General features: G+C 59.7%; 11 protein-coding genes. All 11 read right to left on the minus strand.

The genetic code is table 11. The features are described 5' to 3' along the window. Positions 1 to 113: 113 nt before the first annotated feature. Complete coding sequence (locus CDO73_RS10880) at positions 114 to 1,145, minus strand: hypothetical protein (RefSeq protein ID WP_256972652.1); 1,032 nt, start codon at positions 1,143 to 1,145, stop codon at positions 114 to 116. Positions 1,146 to 1,236: 91 nt separating this feature from the next. After that, positions 1,237 to 2,751 carry an erythromycin esterase family protein gene (locus CDO73_RS10885; protein WP_088488562.1) on the minus strand — a complete coding sequence of 505 codons (1,515 nt, stop codon included), beginning with the start codon at positions 2,749 to 2,751 and terminating at the stop codon, positions 1,237 to 1,239. Between the two features lie 121 nt (positions 2,752 to 2,872). Beyond that, entirely contained in the window at positions 2,873 to 4,825 is a 1,953-nt protein-coding gene (locus CDO73_RS10890) for an FtsX-like permease family protein (RefSeq protein WP_088488563.1), read from the minus strand. Next, complete coding sequence (locus CDO73_RS10895) at positions 4,800 to 5,570, minus strand: ABC transporter ATP-binding protein (protein ID WP_088488564.1); 771 nt, start codon at positions 5,568 to 5,570, stop codon at positions 4,800 to 4,802. Before CDO73_RS10895 ends, CDO73_RS10890 begins: the two co-directional genes overlap by 26 nt. Before the next feature lie 78 nt (positions 5,571 to 5,648). Continuing rightward, positions 5,649 to 6,692, minus strand: a complete 1,044-nt coding sequence (locus tag CDO73_RS10900; protein WP_088488565.1) for a sensor histidine kinase — start codon at positions 6,690 to 6,692, stop codon at positions 5,649 to 5,651. After that, positions 6,689 to 7,402: a response regulator transcription factor gene (locus tag CDO73_RS10905; protein WP_088488566.1), complete on the minus strand. Its 714-nt coding sequence runs from the start codon at positions 7,400 to 7,402 to the stop codon at positions 6,689 to 6,691. Before CDO73_RS10905 ends, CDO73_RS10900 begins: the two co-directional genes overlap by 4 nt. Before the next feature lie 192 nt (positions 7,403 to 7,594). Next, a complete protein-coding gene (locus tag CDO73_RS10910) occupies positions 7,595 to 9,106 on the minus strand; it encodes a beta-N-acetylhexosaminidase (RefSeq protein ID WP_088488567.1) in 1,512 nt (503 codons plus the stop codon). Positions 9,107 to 9,266: 160 nt separating this feature from the next. Beyond that, positions 9,267 to 11,009 (minus strand): glycoside hydrolase family 13 protein, encoded by a 1,743-nt coding sequence (locus CDO73_RS10915; protein ID WP_088488568.1) that lies wholly within the window; start codon positions 11,007 to 11,009, stop codon positions 9,267 to 9,269. A 325-nt stretch (positions 11,010 to 11,334) separates the two neighbouring features. Next, positions 11,335 to 12,318: an SMI1/KNR4 family protein gene (locus tag CDO73_RS10920; RefSeq protein WP_179218668.1), complete on the minus strand. Its 984-nt coding sequence runs from the start codon at positions 12,316 to 12,318 to the stop codon at positions 11,335 to 11,337. Positions 12,319 to 12,864: 546 nt separating this feature from the next. After that, positions 12,865 to 14,604: a SulP family inorganic anion transporter gene (locus CDO73_RS10925; RefSeq protein WP_088488741.1), complete on the minus strand. Its 1,740-nt coding sequence runs from the start codon at positions 14,602 to 14,604 to the stop codon at positions 12,865 to 12,867. Between the two features lie 117 nt (positions 14,605 to 14,721). After that, on the minus strand, positions 14,722 to 17,445 hold the full coding sequence (locus CDO73_RS10930; protein WP_088488570.1) for a glycoside hydrolase family 2 protein: 2,724 nt from the start codon (positions 17,443 to 17,445) through the stop codon (positions 14,722 to 14,724). Positions 17,446 to 17,479: the final 34 nt, after the last annotated feature.

Genomic DNA, 17,479 nt, shown 5'->3' on the forward strand with positions numbered 1-17,479 from the left:
CGAACGAGACGGACAAACGCCGACATGTTGTGCTGCCCGATCGATAGATTTATGGCTTTCGATCGTTCGATCGCGTCGTTTCATTCAGTCATTTCATCGTTTCATTCGCCGCTTTATTCCGCTTCCGCCAACTCGCTCAGCGTCGTCCGATACAGCTTGCCGCCTTCGAACAGCAGCAGCGTATCGCCTCGGGCATCGCGCAGTCCTGCGCCGAACTCGCCTTCTTCGCGGATCGGCATGATCATCCGGTCTTGCGCCAGACCTCCCCGATCGTCGGTCCGCAGCAGCACGTATCGACCGCGATCCTGATAACCGTTGTCCATCAAGAAGCGGCGGCCGTCGGTGGCGAAGATCGACGAACCGGCGATCTTCGGATCGAGAAACGAGACGGAAGGCAGAGCGGCGGGACCGGACAAACGGCACAGCTTAAAGTCCGTGTAATAATAGAACCAGACTTCCTCGTCCGAAACGACGTTCAAAGCGTAACAGTCGGCAATGTTCGCTTCGCTGTTGGTGAATACGCGGATGCCTTCGGCGTCCCAAGCGATCAGACCGCTCTCGCCGACCGGCCTGCCCCAACCGTTGTTGCCGAATACGCCTTCGTCGAAAAAGCTGGTCCAGATCAGGCCGCCGGCCGTCGTCTGCACGTTCTGAATCCCGTCGCCGACCAGAAAACGCCGCCGAACCGAACCGTCGCGGCCGAATACGGCGGCGTTGAGGTCATAATGATCGCGACCGTAATAACGGCTGCGGCTTCCGACCAGCAGCAGCTCGTCGCCGAGCGGCTGAAGGAAATGGTAATGGAAACTCTCGCCTTCGATCGCGATCTCTTCGATCCGAACCTTTTCGCCCAAAACTTGATCGGACGGATTTTCCGGCTGGTCGTACGGCGTCGGAACGACCGGATCGACGATCAGCGCTTTATAGGCGATGCGGTTCTTAAGTTCGGTCTGCGGGAACATCCCTTGTTCGCGTTCGGGCACCGATTCGATCAGCAGGACATAGGCTTTGCCGTCGTAACCGAGCGCGGCCGATACGGTCTGCCAGCCTGCGAGCGTTTCGGTCAGATCGGCGATCGGCGGCAGCACGATCCTGCTTTCGCCTGCTCCGTTTCGGCTTGTTCCGGTTGTCGCTTTCTTTTTCATGCTTGTTCCTCCGTTCGCGCCTTGCGGTTGATGTTTCTTTATTTTGTACCCGCAAACGCGGAACGAACAGGGCTGAAGTATGGCGAAGCGTCTAAGGTTTCAAACGCGTCGGCGCGGACACCTCGTCGGCGAAGATCAGCCCGTCGTACTGCTCGCGAGGCACGAAACGAATATTCATCGGCGAGACGAACGTCGAAGTCAGTCCGTCTTCGCCCGCGGAGATCGGCTTGTCGATCCACGCTCCGTAAGGCGAAGACGCAGGCGCCGCGTCGAGATCGATAAACGCCCGGCCGTATCCGCCCAAGCTCAGCAAGTTCTCCAAGCTGTCTTCGGGCATCGGTCCGAACGAGAACGGCCGGTCCGAGCCGATCTCCAAGCCGGACCCCCGATTCGCGTACAACCCGACGACGTAGAGATCGTCGCCCAGACGTTCGTGCAGAAGCTCGCCCATGTCTTTAAAGCCGGCGATCCATTTTCCGTTCTCCAGCAGGGACATGGCCGAGCCTTTTTTCGCCAGATGATCGTTGTGCGCCCACAAGATCATCTTTTTGCCGGGATAGACGTCGTTCATCAGCCATTCGGCGTTCTCCGCCATCAGGCGGTCCCGGTACTCGTAACTTTCTTGGACGCCCATCCGCATCATGCGCATAAAAGCGATCCGGTCGCTCAGCGTCCGCTGCGCGATATCGTACAGCTCGGGTTGTCCCGGCACCGACGCCCGAACGGCCGCCTCTTTGCGTTTCAACAACGCCGAAGCCGCTTCGTACAGCGGCGCGTACTTTTTCTCGACGTCAGCCAGAGCCGCTTGGGTCTTGTCGTTCGGCTCGCCTTCTCCGCTGCCCGCCGCCGCATACAGTTCAGTCATGGCTTCCAAGTCGCTTTGCATGAACGTTTGGGCTTTCTCCCGGTCCGCGGCTTGCAGCAGACCCGCGACGAGCTGCGAAGACAAAGCCGAACCGAACTGCATATCGTAACCCGTCAGAATCAGCGGATGATCGGTCTTCGCCTGTTCCCGGATATATTCGAACAGCTCTAACGTCTCTTCCGAATGCCAGACGCCGAAGATCGATCCCTGCATCATCGTTTTCGCGTCCAGATCGTCCCGGAACGCCCAAGCCGCCGCGGCTTCGCCCATCCCGCTCTCGAACGCGATCACGTCGTAGCCGAGCTTTTCGTGCATGAACTTGATCAGCTCGATCTTGATACGGCTGTAATCGCCGATCTGATGAAAGTTTTCGCCCAACGCGACAACGCGCTTATCGCCGAGAATCGGTTTCAAAAATCCGAAGTCCGCCTTTTTCTCTCCGTCTTGATCCAGCGCATGCATGTTGGCCCGCATCCACTCCGCCTGCTGCGGCTTCGCCGCCTTGCGGATCTCCTGCGCCTGCGCGGCGTCTTTCAACATCTTCGCCGCCGCGGCCGCATCGATTCCGGACGTTCCTGCCGATTCCGCGTACGTCGGCGAAACGGCGGCACCCGACAGCAGCGCCGCGGCCAGCGGCAGAACCGCGATGCGGGCGAAGCCGAAAGATTTACGTTCTCCGCCCCGCTTCTCCGTGCTTATTCTTCCGCTGCGCTTTTGGATCGTTACCGTTCTTTTTCCCATTGTCCATACTCTCCCGTCGGCTTGAAATTCTTGCTCGCCTTTCAAGCTTAGAAGAAGAATCTAAAGAAAGCATAAAGCCGCCGCGATCGGGTCGGGACGGCTTCGGCGCTTCACACCGTCATCACACCATCACTCTTTTAAGCCGGCTCACGTACCGTCCGCGCACGAGGAAGAAATAACAGAGCTGCGCGATCAGGAACGCCGCCGTCGTCAGCAGTACCGGCTCGGTGATATCCACGATATGCAGCACCGCCAAGATCGGGCCGAGCACGACGAATGTCTGTATGGCGGATACGGCGATCGGCAGGAAGAACAGCAGCGCGATCTGAAGCGTGGCCGATTTCTTCATCTCGCCGATGCTCAAGCCCGTTTTGGACAAAGACCGGTACATCTGCGAATCGCGGGACAGCTCGGCATGCAGTTTGAAGTACAGGAAACTGGCCGAAGACAGGGAGAACATCAAGCCGACGAACGAACCGATAAAGATCAGCATCGACATGAATTGTTTGTAAGACGCGTAATCGTTCGCTCGGATGCTCAGGTAACCGTACAAGCGTTCTTCGCCTTCGGCTTTTGGATTCAGCTTTGCCAGTTCCGCCCCGACTCTGGCTTCTTCGCTGTCGTATCTCGGCGCGATGCCGTTCCAAGCAGGGACCTGATAGAAAAGGTTCTCTCTCTGCATCCCTCCCGCAGCGCCGCGGCGTACCTGTTCGGCCGCCTCCTCGTAAACGCGATCCGGCACCACCAGCATCGAACCCAACTGCAAAGACGCGAACACGCGGCTTTGCGCAACTTCGCGCACGGTCAGCTTCGCTCCGGTTCCCGCGACGGTCAGCGTTTCTCCGGTCTTCGCAAGCGGACGATCCATTCTTTTGTCATCGTACACAAGCAAAGTCTGTTCCTGTCCGCCCGGTTCCGGACCGGGCGCCGGAAGTTCCCATGCGGCAAAGATGCGGGCGTAGTCGGAAGCCGGCAGCAGATAGGCGCTGGAGCCCTCCTGCTGCGTGCCGACTCCGATCGAGACCATTCGAAGCCGTTCGGATTCGTAACTCACGTCTTCGCGTTTCAATATGGCTTCGACCCGGGCTTGATCGGCCGACAGTCCGGCTTCTTTGTTCGCGGACAGCGTCAGCGCATACGGATTGTCGGTGTACAGCGACCTCGTCTCCCGATCGATCGACAGCACGAAGCCCGCGCTCATCGAAGCGACCGAAGTGACCACGGTAATCAAGAACAGCACGCGCGCGTTGTCTTTGATCTTGTACGCCAACTCCGAGATCCACAGCAGATTGGTTTTTTTCCAGACGAACGAACGGTTCCGCTTGAGCAGCCGCATGAACAATACCGAGAGCTGCGAGTAGAAAAAATACGTGCCCGCGATGCCCGTACCGGCCGCCAAAAACAGCATCGGAGCGTCCAGCGCGCCGACCCGCAAAGCGATATATCCGGTCGCGAGCAGAGCGATGCCGAGCAGGACGAACCCGATCGAAGCTTTGGGTTCCGTCTTCGGCTTGGCGCTGCCTTGCAGCAGTTCCAGCACGTTGCGTTTGCGCACGAACAGCAGCGTCATCGCCGAGATGACCAAGAACAACGCGACGAAAGCGCAGGCGGTCAGCAGCATCGCTTTCCACGGCCAATAGAACGGCAGCTCGGGCGTTTCCGTGATCCGCGCAGCGAGCAGCAGGAACAGCTTGGAGAGCAGCATGCCCAGCCCGATTCCGCTCGCGATCGCTCCGGTGCCGATCAGGATATTTTCCAGAAAGACCAGACGGTTGAGCTGCGAAGGCTTGGCGCCCAGCATCAGCAGCAGGCCGAACTCTTTGTTCCGCGACTTCAGAAAGACGCTGATCGAATAGAGCACGAAGAAGAAGGCGAACACGAAAATCACGTATTCCGCCGCGATCATGCCCGCTTTGGTCATCTGGTGCATCTCCGAAGCGACGATCATCGGATGATAGATGAAGACCGCGAACGAGAAGAAGATCATGACCATGAACGCGCTGCTCAGAAAATAAGCGAAATAAGCCCGCGCGTTGCGTTTGACGTTGTTATACGCGAATCGAGGAAAGTTCATGCGCGTTGCCTCCCCAGAAAGATAGCGTATCGATGATCTTCTGGAAAAAGGCCTGACGGCTTTCTCCCCGATGGATCTCGGCGGCCAAACGGCCGTCTTTGATAAACACGATGCGGTGGCAGTAGCTGGCCGCCTGCGGATCGTGCGTGACCAGCATGATCGTGGTCTTCTCCTGCTCGTTCAGGCTCTCCATCGACTCCATCACGATCCGCGACGCGTTGGAATCGAGCGCGCCCGTCGGTTCGTCGGCCAGCAGGATCGACGGCTCCGCGATGACCGCCCGGGCGATCGCCGTGCGCTGCCGCTGTCCGCCGGAGATCTCGTAGGTACGGCTGCCGAGAATCTCCGAGATGCCGAGCCGGTTCGCGATCCGGTGCAGCCGCTCGTCCATCTCTTTGAGTTTCACGCCGTCCAGCGTCAGCGGCAGCACGATATTTTCCGCCACCGTCAGCGTATCGAGCAGGTTGAAATCTTGAAAGACGAAGCCCAGCTCTTTGCGCCGGAATTTCGCCAATTCGTTGCGGCTCATGGCGTACGGGTCCTGCCCGCCGATCTTCACCGTGCCGGAACTCGGCGTATCGATCGTGGAGACCATGTTGAGCAGCGTCGTTTTGCCGCTGCCGGACGGTCCCATCACGCCGACGAATTCGCCTTCCGCGATCGTCAGATGAATGTCGGTCAGCGCCTGGGTCGACACTTTGCCCGGATAGACCTTGTTGAGGTTGCGAGCTTCCAGAATGTTCATCGTTTTCTCTCCTTCCTTTACGATTCCCAGTCTAACGAACGTCCGGCAGAGCGACCATCGATTCTTCTTAACGCCATCTTACATCTTCGTTAAGGCGGCGTTCGGTTCGCGGCGATCGGTCTCCGTCCCCGATGGTCCCGCTTCGCGGAATACGATGCGGATCGTCGTGCCGACGCCCGGTTCGGATTCCAATTCGACGCCGTGGCCGAGATGCCGGCAGACCTCGCTTACCAGATACAGTCCCATGCCGGTCGATTCTTTGTACTGCCGGCCTCTTTGCCCCGTGAAATACGGATTGAACACGCGGTTCAAATCTTCGCGGGCGATCCCGATGCCTTCGTCGCGGATCTCGAGCGCCAGATGCGGTCCCCGGCGAAACGCGCGAATCAAGACCTGTTTGCCTTCGCCTTCCGTATAATTGACGGAATTGGTCAGAATCTGTCCCAGAATAAAACGCAGCCATTTGGCGTCGGTATACACTTCGTCGTTCTCGCCGATCTCGATACGGGGCGAGACGCGGCGCTTGATGAACAATCGGCGATGTTCGGCCAGCGCTTCGCGCACCGGCAGAACCAATCTCGCGCGTTCGACGGCGAAATCCTGCTCGAACCGTTCCAGCCTCGACGTGTAGATCACCATCTCCAACCCCTGCCGGAGCCGATCCAATTCTTCGTGCAGGCTGTCCGCCAGATCTTCGTCTTCGATCTCGCGCGCGGACAATTGCAGCACCGACAGCGGCGTCTTCATCTGATGCACCCAGCGTCCGATAAAAGTCGACTGCCGCTCCGCCCTGCTGCGGCGCTCCGCCAGTTCTTCTTCGTATTCGCGGTCGTAGACGGCGATCAGCCCCGCGACGGCTTCGGCCAGCGGCGCTTCGCCGAGCGTCTCCAGACGTTCGCTGCGCGGCACGCTCGGACGGGTCAGACGCCGATACATCCGGCGCAGCGAGACGTACCGATAGAGCAGGTAAGCGCCGAGCACCGCCGAGCTCAGCAGAACGCCGTACAGCATGATCGCCGGCGGACGGCCTTCGCCGCTCATCCAATACAGCAGCGGGATCAAGAGCGCCTGCAGGGCGAAGAACAGCAGCAGCGGCAGTTGGTCCCGCCAGAACAGCTTCACGGCCGATCTCCGGCGTCCGCTTCTTCCGCTCCGATCAGCACGTATCCCGCTCCCCGCACGACTTCGATTCCCGCGTCCGCTTCGAGTTCCTTGAGCTTTTTGCGCATCCGGGTCACGTACACGTTCAGCGTATTGTCGTCGATAAAATGATGGTCTTCCCACATGATCCCGAGCAGCCGGTCGCGGCTGACGACCCGGCCTTGCCGGCGCATCAGCGCTTCGATCAGCAGCGCTTCTTTGCGGCTCAATTCGGCGTAACGCTCGCCGCAGACCAGCGCGTAACGCTCCGGATACAGCGTCAAGCCCGCCGCTTCGATCCGTTTCTCTTCCGGTCCCGCGGCATATTCGCCGTAGGCCCGCCGCAGATGGCTGCGGACTTTGGCCAAGACGACTTCGTAATGAAAAGGCTTGGTGATATAATCGTCGGCTCCGTTCTCCAGCGCCATGATCTGATCCATCTGCCCGTCGCGCGCCGAGATGAACAAGATCGGGCATACCGATTCGGCGCGAATCTGCCTGCACCAATAGAATCCGTCGTATTTCGGCAGATTGACGTCCAGCAGAACCATCTGCGCGCCGGATTCCCGGAACTCTTCCGTCACGCGCTCGAAATCCCGGGCCACCCGGGCCCGGTACCCGTATTTCTCGATATCGCCGCGGAGCAGCTCCGCGATCTTGGGATCGTCTTCCACGATCAGAATGGTGTACATGTTCGATTCCCCTCTTGCTTGAATTTGGCCGACATTCGAAAGACACGCGTCCCGCCCGTTCTTCGTCATAGACGACGCTCGGACGTTTTTCCACGCGAAAAGCGGCGAATCCTCCGTTCCTGCCGGAAATTCGCCGCTTGCGCCGCCGATCGCTCGGAGTTCCCGTTCGCGGCCGCGAGCGGAAACGGCGGTTCAGCCTCGCAGCCCGGCCGCGCGGCAAATTTCCGCGAACGCGCCGTAATCGCCGTACCGCTTTTCTCCGGCCCATGCCAGCTCGGCCATCGCGCGCAGCGGCTCGCGAATGCCGGCGGCGACTTCTTCGACGGTCTGCGCTTCCGGCTTGTCGCTCCATACGGAGAACGAACAGCCGATCAGAGCGGGCGGGTAAGGCTGCGTCCATTCCTGCGGCTCGCCTTCCGCGATGCGCGGCAGCAGACCCGGATGCCAACTCTCGTAAATTTTCTCCCCGGTCGGATAGACGTATCCCGCATGTTCGCCGAGCACGTAATAGAAATACGCGTCGTTGAAGTTCACGAGCTTATGCCCTTTGTCCGCGAAAGTCTGCGCCGCCGCCATTTTCCGGTCCCACTTCGTCCAGTAAGCAATCTGCATGGACGTCTTCAGCTCGACTTTCTGTTCCGCTCCGTCGCGGTACAATCCGTCGTTCCAGACTCTCGCGACGAATCCTCGGGCTTCGAGACGCCGCGCGACCTCGTTCAGATAAGCGACGTAAGCGTCGACTTCCGTACCGCCTTCGATGCCCAGTTCTTCGCGCGCGTAACGTCCGAGCTGCGGATAATCGGCAAAACGCGAGAAATCGATAAACTCGTCGCCGCCGATATGGAAGTATTCGCTGTCTTCGAACAGCTCCGCGTATTCGTCGATCAGATCCATCACGAACGCTGCCGCTTCCGGGTTCGTGATATCCAGCGCGCCTCGGGCCGGTTCGCCGTTCGCGTCGGTCAGCAGCCATTCCGGACGATGTCTCAGCGCATAAGCCAGATGTCCCGGCGAATCGAGCGAAGGAATCAGCGCGATATGCAGCCTGTTCGCTTCCGCGACGATCTCGCGAATCTCCGCCTTGGTCAGATAATGCTCGGACATCACTTCGGGATGGCGTTCGCTCTCGAACGTGAAGCCTTCGTTTTCGGAAAAATGCAGCTGCAGCGTATTGAGCTTCAGCTCCGACATCTCGCGCAGCCGATCCAGTATCCACGTTTTCGGATAAAATTTGCGGCCGATATCGAGATGCAGCGCGCGTTCGAAAGTCGCCGGTTCGTCTTCGATCAGGCCGTAAGGCAGTCCTTCGCCCGCAGCGAGCAGTTGGCGCACCGTACGCAGCCCGTGCCGGACCCCCTGCTCGGTATTCGCCGTCAAACGCACGACGGACCCGATCTCCAGCCGATAAGCTTCGGGATGCGTACTTCCGGGAACGGAAGCCAGCCCGACCGCCAGATCGCCTTCGTCCGCTTCGTCGATGCCGCCGACGCGCAGCGGGTTGGGCAGCAGGCCGGCATCTTCGAATTCTTCGCGCATGGCGTCGACGGTCTCGCGCAGCGAAGCAGCCGGCTCGCCGTTTTCGCCAGGCAGCAAGATCAGCGCGGACGCCGGATTCGGGTACCAGACGCCGGCAGAACGTTCGGCATGCCGCACGCTCGGAACGGATCGGCCCCGGTAAGAGGTCTGTTCGATATTCGGATTCATGGAATCACCTCGGAATCGCCTCGAAGGCTGTATAGGTCTTGCATTCCCCGTAAGTATAGCCCCTGCCTGCGCAAATGCCAAAAAAAGCGCGATCCCGAAATGCGGGACGCGCTTTTGCGATGCGGAGCGTAAGATGCGGAGCGTTCGAACGCCGCTCCCGTCATTGGCCGGATAAACGGAACGCGTAATACGCATAGGCATCGAGCTTTGCCGCACCTTCCGTCAATTTCGCCGCGCCGTCTTCGTCCGAGCAGATCGCGCACTCCGCGCCCGGCAGCAGCTTGCGCAGATCGTCCGGCAGTTCGGCTTCGGTCGGCGTCTTGGAGAAGTTCAGCACGATCAGCCAGCGTTCGCTTTCGTATTCGCGCAGATAAGCATAGATATGCTCGTGTTCTTCCAATACGGGCTCGTACGTGCCGAGCGACAAGGCGGGATGTTCGCGGCGCAGCCGGATCATCCGGCGGTACAGATTCAGCACGGAGTCCGGATCGTTCTCCTGCTCCCGCGCGTTGATCTCCGACTTGTTCGGATTGATCCGCTGCCACGGGCTGCCTGTCGTGAATCCGGCTCCCGGTTCGTCCGTCCACTGCATCGGGGTTCGGCTGTGGTCGCGGTTTTTCTCGAGCACGCGGCGCAGAATGACTTCGGGATCTTCGCCTCTCTCCTCGACCTGCTGCTTGTAATAAGCCAGCGCCTGCTGTTCTTTGATATCTTCGATGCTGTTGAAAAAATGCGCGTTCGTCATGCCCAGTTCTTCGCCCTGCAGCAGATTCGGCGTGCCGCGCAGCGTCATCAGAAACACCGCCAGCATCTTGGCCGATTCTTCGCGATGTTCCAGATCGTCGCCGAGGTAAGACACCATCCGCACATGGTCGTGATTGCTCAGATACATGCCGATCCAAGCGTCCGGATGCAGGTCTTTGAGCCATTTGCGCATGATGTCTTTGAGATGGCGCAGTTCCCACGGCTTGGACTGCCACATGTCTTCCGATCGGTCGCAGATCTTGGACGCTTCGATCATCAGGACCAGATCCAGTTCGTGGCGCTCGGGCAGCGTGTATTTCTCCACGTCCTCCGGCTCGACCTGCGACGATTCGCCCAGCGTGAACACGGGATAGCGGCCGAACGTCCGTTCATGCAGCTCGCGCAGATATTCGTGGATATGCGGGCCGTTCTTGTAATATTGTTCGCCGCTGCCTTGAATGCGCCGCGTGTCTTCGGTATCGGGAAACGACGTATCTTTCGAGAGCACGTTCGCGGTATCGACCCGGAAGCCGTCCACCCGGCGCTTGAGCCAGAAATCGATCGCGTCGGCCATCTCCCGGCGCACCTGCGGATTGTCCCAGTTCAGGTCGGGTTGATGAGACGCGTACGTATGAAAATAATATTCGCCGCTGCCCTCGTCCGGCGTCCACACGGAATCGCCGAGGAACGACGACCAATTGTTCGGCGGGCTGCCGTCTTCGCTGCCGGAACGCCAGATATAATAATCGCGGTACGGATTGTCTCGGCCTTCGAGCGCTTCTTTGAACCAAGGATGGTCGCTCGACGTATGGTTCGGCACGATCTCCATGATCAGGCGGATGCCGCGTTCGTGCAGAGCCGCGAGCAGCTCGTCGAAATCGTCCATCGTTCCGTATTCGGGATGGATCGCCCGATAATCGCGGACGTCGTAGCCGTAATCGCGGTTGGGCGAATCGAAGATCGGAGACAGCCAGACGGCGGTGATGCCGAGGGATTCGATATAATCGAGCTTCTCGAGGATGCCTCGCAGATCGCCGATCCCGTCCCCGTTGCTGTCGTTGAAGCTTCGCACGTAGATTTCGTAAACGATATTTTCTTTCCAGTTCATGTTCGATTGCAGCTGTTTCGGCATACGGGCCGCGTCCAATTGTTTCGACATGTTGCGCCTCCTTCTCGAAAACCGCTTCGTGCCGGGAATCGATTGCTGCCCGGACGGTTGTGTACGATCTATTACCCAAAAATCGTAAGCGGCTATAAATAAAGCGGAAACTTGACGAAAAATAACGGCCTCGGACATGACGAAAAAGCCTTTTTCCCGAAAGAAAAAGGCTTGGGATATAGGTTGGCGGATTGGAAGCCGGACGTGCGATTTCGGGCGGCACGGCGGGCGCGCGGCGAAGGTTAACCGAGGTAAGCCGCAGCGCGGCGGGCGCGAAGCGAACGTTAAGGCGGCAAGTCGACGCGCAGCAGGCGCGAAGCGAACGTTAACCGAGGTAAGCCGCAGCGCGGCGCGCGACTTGTTCGGCGTAATCGGCCGCGAACGCCAGTTGTCCGCTTGCCGGCTCTGCGGCGATTTTCCTTTCGCGCAGCCGTTCGTCCAGCCAGTCCGCGACGAATCCCGGCGCATAACCGCCGGTCTTCAACGTACCGGCAGGCCCGAAGACCAGCATGCTTTCGTAAGCTTTCAGATAAGCTTCCCGGTCGACCGGCCCTTCGGCATGGACGTACAGCAGGAATTGCAGATCGTACGCAAGATGCGATTTAGGGTCGGCATGCAGCGCGAAAAAGCCTTTTTCTTCGACGATCTCTCCGATCAGTCGGCGAAAAATCCGTTCGGCGTCCGGCAGAGCCGTTCCCGCTTCGTCGCACAGCTCGCGAAGCCGCGGCGTAAGCGGAGCGCTTCGAGCCTGCTCCAGCGCGTACTGCTTGTCTTCTTCCGACGTGTCGTAGACGTCCCGATGCACCAGCGCGCGTACGAATTCGCCGAAGCTGTCCGCGAGCGGCGTGATCATCGGTTCTTCGTCCGTCTCGACCTCGACATGGACGACCGCCGGTTCGCCTTGCGGGCCGCATTCGCGGTAATCGAGCATCATCGCGTCATGCCCGCCGGAAGGGGATTCCCCGAAAACGATCCCGATCTCGGGATAGCCCCATTCTTCGATCATGAAGCGGCTGCCCAGCTCGTCAGAGTCCAATCCCCATTTTCCGCCGAGACCGCAGATGCCGTCGATCACGTAATATCCTTCTTCCGGATCATCCGGCGTTCCTACAGGGAAGCAGGTATTGATCGGGCTGCCGCCGTTGCGGACTCGCAGCAGCTCGACATACAGCGCGGGCAGCTTATAGCCGAGCAAGGTCTCGACTTCCGCGACCCGTTCGTCGGTCGCTTCTCCGGGGCTGGTGAAATAATCTTCGTCGGACCAGAAGCGGTGCGGGTCGAAAGATTGCGTTCGGCGTTCATTCGGCAAAAGGATTTCCTCCATTCGGTCGGCTCTTCGAAGCCGGAAGTTTCGATCCGAATCCCGAAGATCCGCATCGCAAAAAAGCCCGGTCGGGCACTGTTTCCAGTGTACACCCGACCGGACTCGCTTCGCAAAATCGTCTTGCCGGCGAATATCGCTTCGCCGCCGCAATCTGCCAAGGCGCATCTTCAAACCTCGGATTCGTTTCAGACCCCGTCTCGAATCCAGCCTAAACCCGTCCGAATTCGTATCGGTTCGTAGACTCGTAGGAAATGTTGACGTTTGGTCAGAAAATTCTCTCCTTTTTGGGCGATCTGAACCGAAATGCTGACGTTACGTCAACAATTTAGGTGATTTGAGGTCAAAATAAGAGTAAAGCGCTGAAAATGCTGACTTTTCGTCAACATTTGCGATTTGATCCGTTTTTCAGGCTCGAAATGTTGACGTTTGGTCAGAATTTGACACATCTATCGGTTTTATTCGAAGTTTGCGTATGCGCCCCAGTACGCTGACCGCAAATAAGGTAAGGTTGCATCCAATGCGGTCAACTCATTACGAAGCGTTCTCCGCGCCGCTGCCCGCGCCTCCGCACAGGCCCGCGCATTCGCGGAACGCCGCCATCTTGCAGCCGGCGCAGCCCGCCGCGTCGACATGCCGCGACAGCGCGGCGTCGATCGCTTCGCCGGTATGGGCGAAGCAGGTTCCCTCGCCCATTTCGGCGAGCAGCCCCGTCTTCTCCAGCATCCGCCGGGGCTGCGGCTGAAGGCCGCTCAGCAGCAGCGTGCCGCCCGAAGCGCGCAGCCGCTTCAGCAGTCCGCGCAGGAACGCCTCCCCCGAGGCGTCGACGAGCGGCACGCCGCCCATGCGCAGCAGCAGCGTGCGCGACGGATCATGAGACGCCATGAATTCCGGCGTCTCGAACGGATCGCGCGCGCCGAAGAACAGCGCGCCGCGCACGCTGAAGATGCCCAGTTGAGGACAATCGCGGTCCTCCGTGACGCGGCTCGCCGCGACTTTGCCGTGACGGGCTTCGCGGTCCGGCAGCACTTTGTCGAGCCGCTGATCGCTGGCCATGCGCTTGACGAACAGCAGCACGGCTAGCGCCAGGCCGGCTTCCACCGCGGTGGTCAGCGTCGTGAACACGGTCAGCCCGAAGGTCACGACGAGGACCAGCGAATCGCCGCTGCGCAGCTTGAGCAGCTTGGCGAACGCGCGGCGTTCGCTCATGTTCCAAGCCACGAGCATGAGGATCGGGGACATCGCCGCGAGCGGAATCGCCGAAGCGTACGGCGCGAGCAGCACCAGAATCAGCAGCACGACCACGCCGTGCACGATGCCGGACAGCGGCGAAGCCGCGCCGTTCTTGATATTGGTCGCGGTGCGGGCGATCGCGCCCGTCGCCGGGATGCCGCCGAATAGCGGCGCGGCCATATTGGCGATGCCCTGCCCGATCAATTCGCGGTTGCTGTGATGCCGCGAACCGCTCATGCCGTCGGCCACGACGGCGGACAGCAGCGATTCGATGCCGCCGAGCAGCGCGATAATGATCGCGGGGCGGATCATCAAAGTCATATTCGCCCAAGACAAGTCGGGCATGCGGAACGAAGGCAGCGAAGCCGGAATCTCGCCGTACGCGGAGCCGATCGTGGCGACTTTGCCGTCGAAGAACAGCACGGCGATCAACGTGGACAAGAGCAGGCCGATCAGGGAAGGCGGAACTTTGGGCAGCAGGCGCGGCACCAGCAGCAGCGATGCCAGACAAACGCCCGCGACCGCAATCGCGTAGAGATTGATCGTGCCCATATGCACGATCAATTCCCGCATGTTCAGCACGAAGCTCTCGTGCCGCTTCAGTCCGCTCAGGCCGAGGAAACTGCCGATCTGACCGGCGAAGATCGTCACCGCGATCCCCGCGGTGAATCCGACCGTTACCGGTTTCGGAATGTACTTGATCAGCGCCCCCAACTTCAATACGCCCATCAAGACGAGCAGAATCCCCGCAAGGAATCCCGCGACCAGCAGCTTGTCGTAGCCGTACTGGAGCACGATCGCCAGCAGGATCGGGATAAACGCGCCCGTCGGCCCTCCGATCTGGAACTTCGATCCGCCCAGCAGCGAGATCAAGATGCCCGCGATGATCGTCGTATAGATCCCCGTTTCCGGCTTGACCCCCGACGCGATCGCGAACGCCATGCCGAGCGGAATCGCGATGATCCCGACGATGCAGCCCGCGATCAAATCGCGTTTCAGATCGCCTTTCCCGTATCCTTCGAACCTTCCCCAACCTTTGATCATTCCGCAAACCTTCTTTTCTTTTTTCTGAAAACTGACGTACTATAACGTAACATAGCGCCAGCGGACAGAATGTGAAAAAGATCAATTTTTATGAGGTTTGTGTGAACGATCCGGTTATTCCGGCTCTCGGGCTTCGCGATCGGGTTCGTTGAAGTGCGCGAAAGCGATCTCGGGCGTTGGAACCTGCGAAAAAACTGCGCGGTCGCCCGGCGTATCGGCATCCCGAATCGCCGCTTTCGTATCCGCGAAAACGTCCGCTTCGATCGCGAACAGGTCGATCGCGACCGTTCGCGACTCTCCCGGGAACAGCGAAAAATAAGCGTCGCTCGACAGCAGGCGGTAACCGCCCGTTCGCTCGTACGGATGCACGTGCAGAGCCGCGCTCGTCCCGCGGTTCGTTACGCGGAAGATCCGGCGCAGCGCAGGCAGCGTAAGGCATTCTTCGGCCTCCGCAAACGACGTTTCCCGATCGCTCCATTCTCCTTCCGCTTCCCAGACCAACTCGGCTCCCGCAAAGTCCCGCGCCGGGCGATAAAAGCGATCCGGCCGAGTCGAGAAGACATAGAGATTATCGCTTGCCGCAGCCCGTTCGGGACTGTCTTCTTCCGCGCGCAGCCGCACGAAAAACAATCCGTCGTCGGTACGCGGCGCGGCGAACCGCAGCGGTCCCAATTCGGCGACGTTCCCTTCGCCCGCTCGCGCTTCGTATGTCCAAGAAGCCAATACGACGCCCGCGGCGTTCAGCAGTTCGGCCCGAACGGACGCCGCCGAACGCTTCGGTCCGCGGAAGAAAAACAGTTCGCCCGCGAAAGTTTCGCCTTCCTCGTAATTCAGCTTCCGGTAATCCAAAGCGGCATGCGCTGATGCAAACGCTTTTTGCGTCCAATAATAAGCCATCTTCGGTTCGAGCTCATAATCGATCAGATTGGTGCAGCTCGCGTTCGGCCACGGCTCGTTGAGCTGCCAGACCAGACTGCCGCTGTTCTGGAACTGTCTTCTTCGGTTCGCTTCGAGAATGAACCGCAGTCCTTCCGCCTGCATCCATTGGCTGGCGCGCGAAAATTCGGTCAGATCGCGGAATTCCCCGAACAGCTCGACGTCGCGATCGTACGTGTCCCACCATTCCCCGTGGTGGCGCCAGACCGGATCGTCGCGCATGGAGACCGGCTTCAGATGCGCTTCGCTCAGAAACTTGCGCAGCGTGCGCGGCGAACTGACGCCGTCGACGCCGAACTCGCTGTGGAACAGATGATCCGCTTCCCCGTACAGCGAATAATGCGCCGGATTGCCTTCGTATTTCCAATGCCCGTGCACGTCGTGGCTGACGCCTTTTTCGCGGGTGATGTACTGCACGGGACCGGAAGCGGACGTCGGCAGGAACAGGCGGCCGGGATCGTGTTTCTTCACCAATTCGCGCAGCATCGCCAGATTGGGGTCCGCACAAGTAGACGGACGGTCCGGCTCGCTCATCAGCTCGTTGCCTCCGCTCCATACGGTCAACGAGACGTGGTTCCGCTTCGTGCGCAGTGCATGCTCCGCCGTCTCGGTCAACCGCTTCAGGAACTCCGGCTTCCGGGAAGGTTCGTTGTCGAGGCCCGAACTGGATTGGATAAACTCCTGCCAGATCAGCAGACCCAGACGGTCGCACAGCTCGTACAAGATTTCTTTTTCGATCAAGCCTCCGCCCCAGATCCGCAGCATATTCATGTTGGCGCGCGCGGCGGCTTCCGCCATCCAAGCATACTTATCGTTCTCCACGTTTCCGTACAGATGATCGAGCGGCGTCAGGTTCGCGCCGCGGATGTAGATCGGGACACCGTTCACGACGAACGTGTACAGCAGCGAATCGTCCGGCGCGCCTTCGTTGCGGCGGTATTCCAGACGCCGGATGCCGGTGCGGTGCGTCCGCTCGTCCAGCACCCGTTCTCCTTGCAGCAGACGAAGGCGAACTTTATAAAGCGGCTGTTCGCCGTATCCGTTCGGAAACCACAGCCTCGGCTGCGGGATATCTGCGACAAGCGAGCAGCGCTCTTGTTCGAAAGGCTGCCGCAGCGTTCGGACGACTTCTCCCGACGGCGACAAGATTCGCGCTTCCAGCTCGCATGCTCCGTATTCGTCGTCCGGCACGCTTGCGCCGCCGCATGCCGGATTCCCGGCTTCGCGCGCATCGTCGAGGCGTTTGCGGCGGACGGACGCTCGGATCTCGATACGTCCGCCTTTTTCGTCCGCGTCGGTAAACAGCCCGATCTCGTCGAACGAACAACACTCGTGAACGCGCAGACATACGTCGTCCCAGATCCCGATATTCACGAGCCGCGTCGAGAAATCCCATTTGTAATTGAACCGGCTTTTCTGCGTGAACGTCTCGGACGTCTTGCCGATCTGTCCCATCTCGTCCGGACTATGCTTCAGCACGATCCGCAGTTCCGCCGTCCGCTGCCCGCGCAGCGCTTCCGTGACGTCGAATACGGCGGGCACGAACATATTGGCATGTTCGCCGAGCGTCTGTCCGTTCAGCATGACGATCGCTTCGTAATCCAGTCCTTTGCAGACCAACTCGATTCGGTCGCCCGGCTCTTCCGGCACTTCGAACGTGGTCTTGTACACCCACCAGCGGTTCTCGACCCATTCGCAGTTCAGGCTGTTCAGATCCCGGTACGGATGCTCGATCCAGCCTGCCGCATGCAGGTCCCGATGCACGCCGCCGGGCACGGAAGCGGGCAGCCATTCGGTAACGCCCATCAGCTCGCTGCCGATTTCCATGCTTGTTCCTTTGAGCGGGACCCAAGGCCAGAAGCCTTTGACCTCCCACTCGCCGTTCAGTCTGATTTCATGCATGCAAGATTTCCCTCCGCTTTTTTCTTGTTCGCTT

The sequence above is a fragment of the Saccharibacillus sp. O23 genome (assembly GCF_002205895.1).
In the GTDB taxonomy this organism is placed as follows: Bacteria; Bacillota; Bacilli; order Paenibacillales; family Paenibacillaceae; genus Saccharibacillus.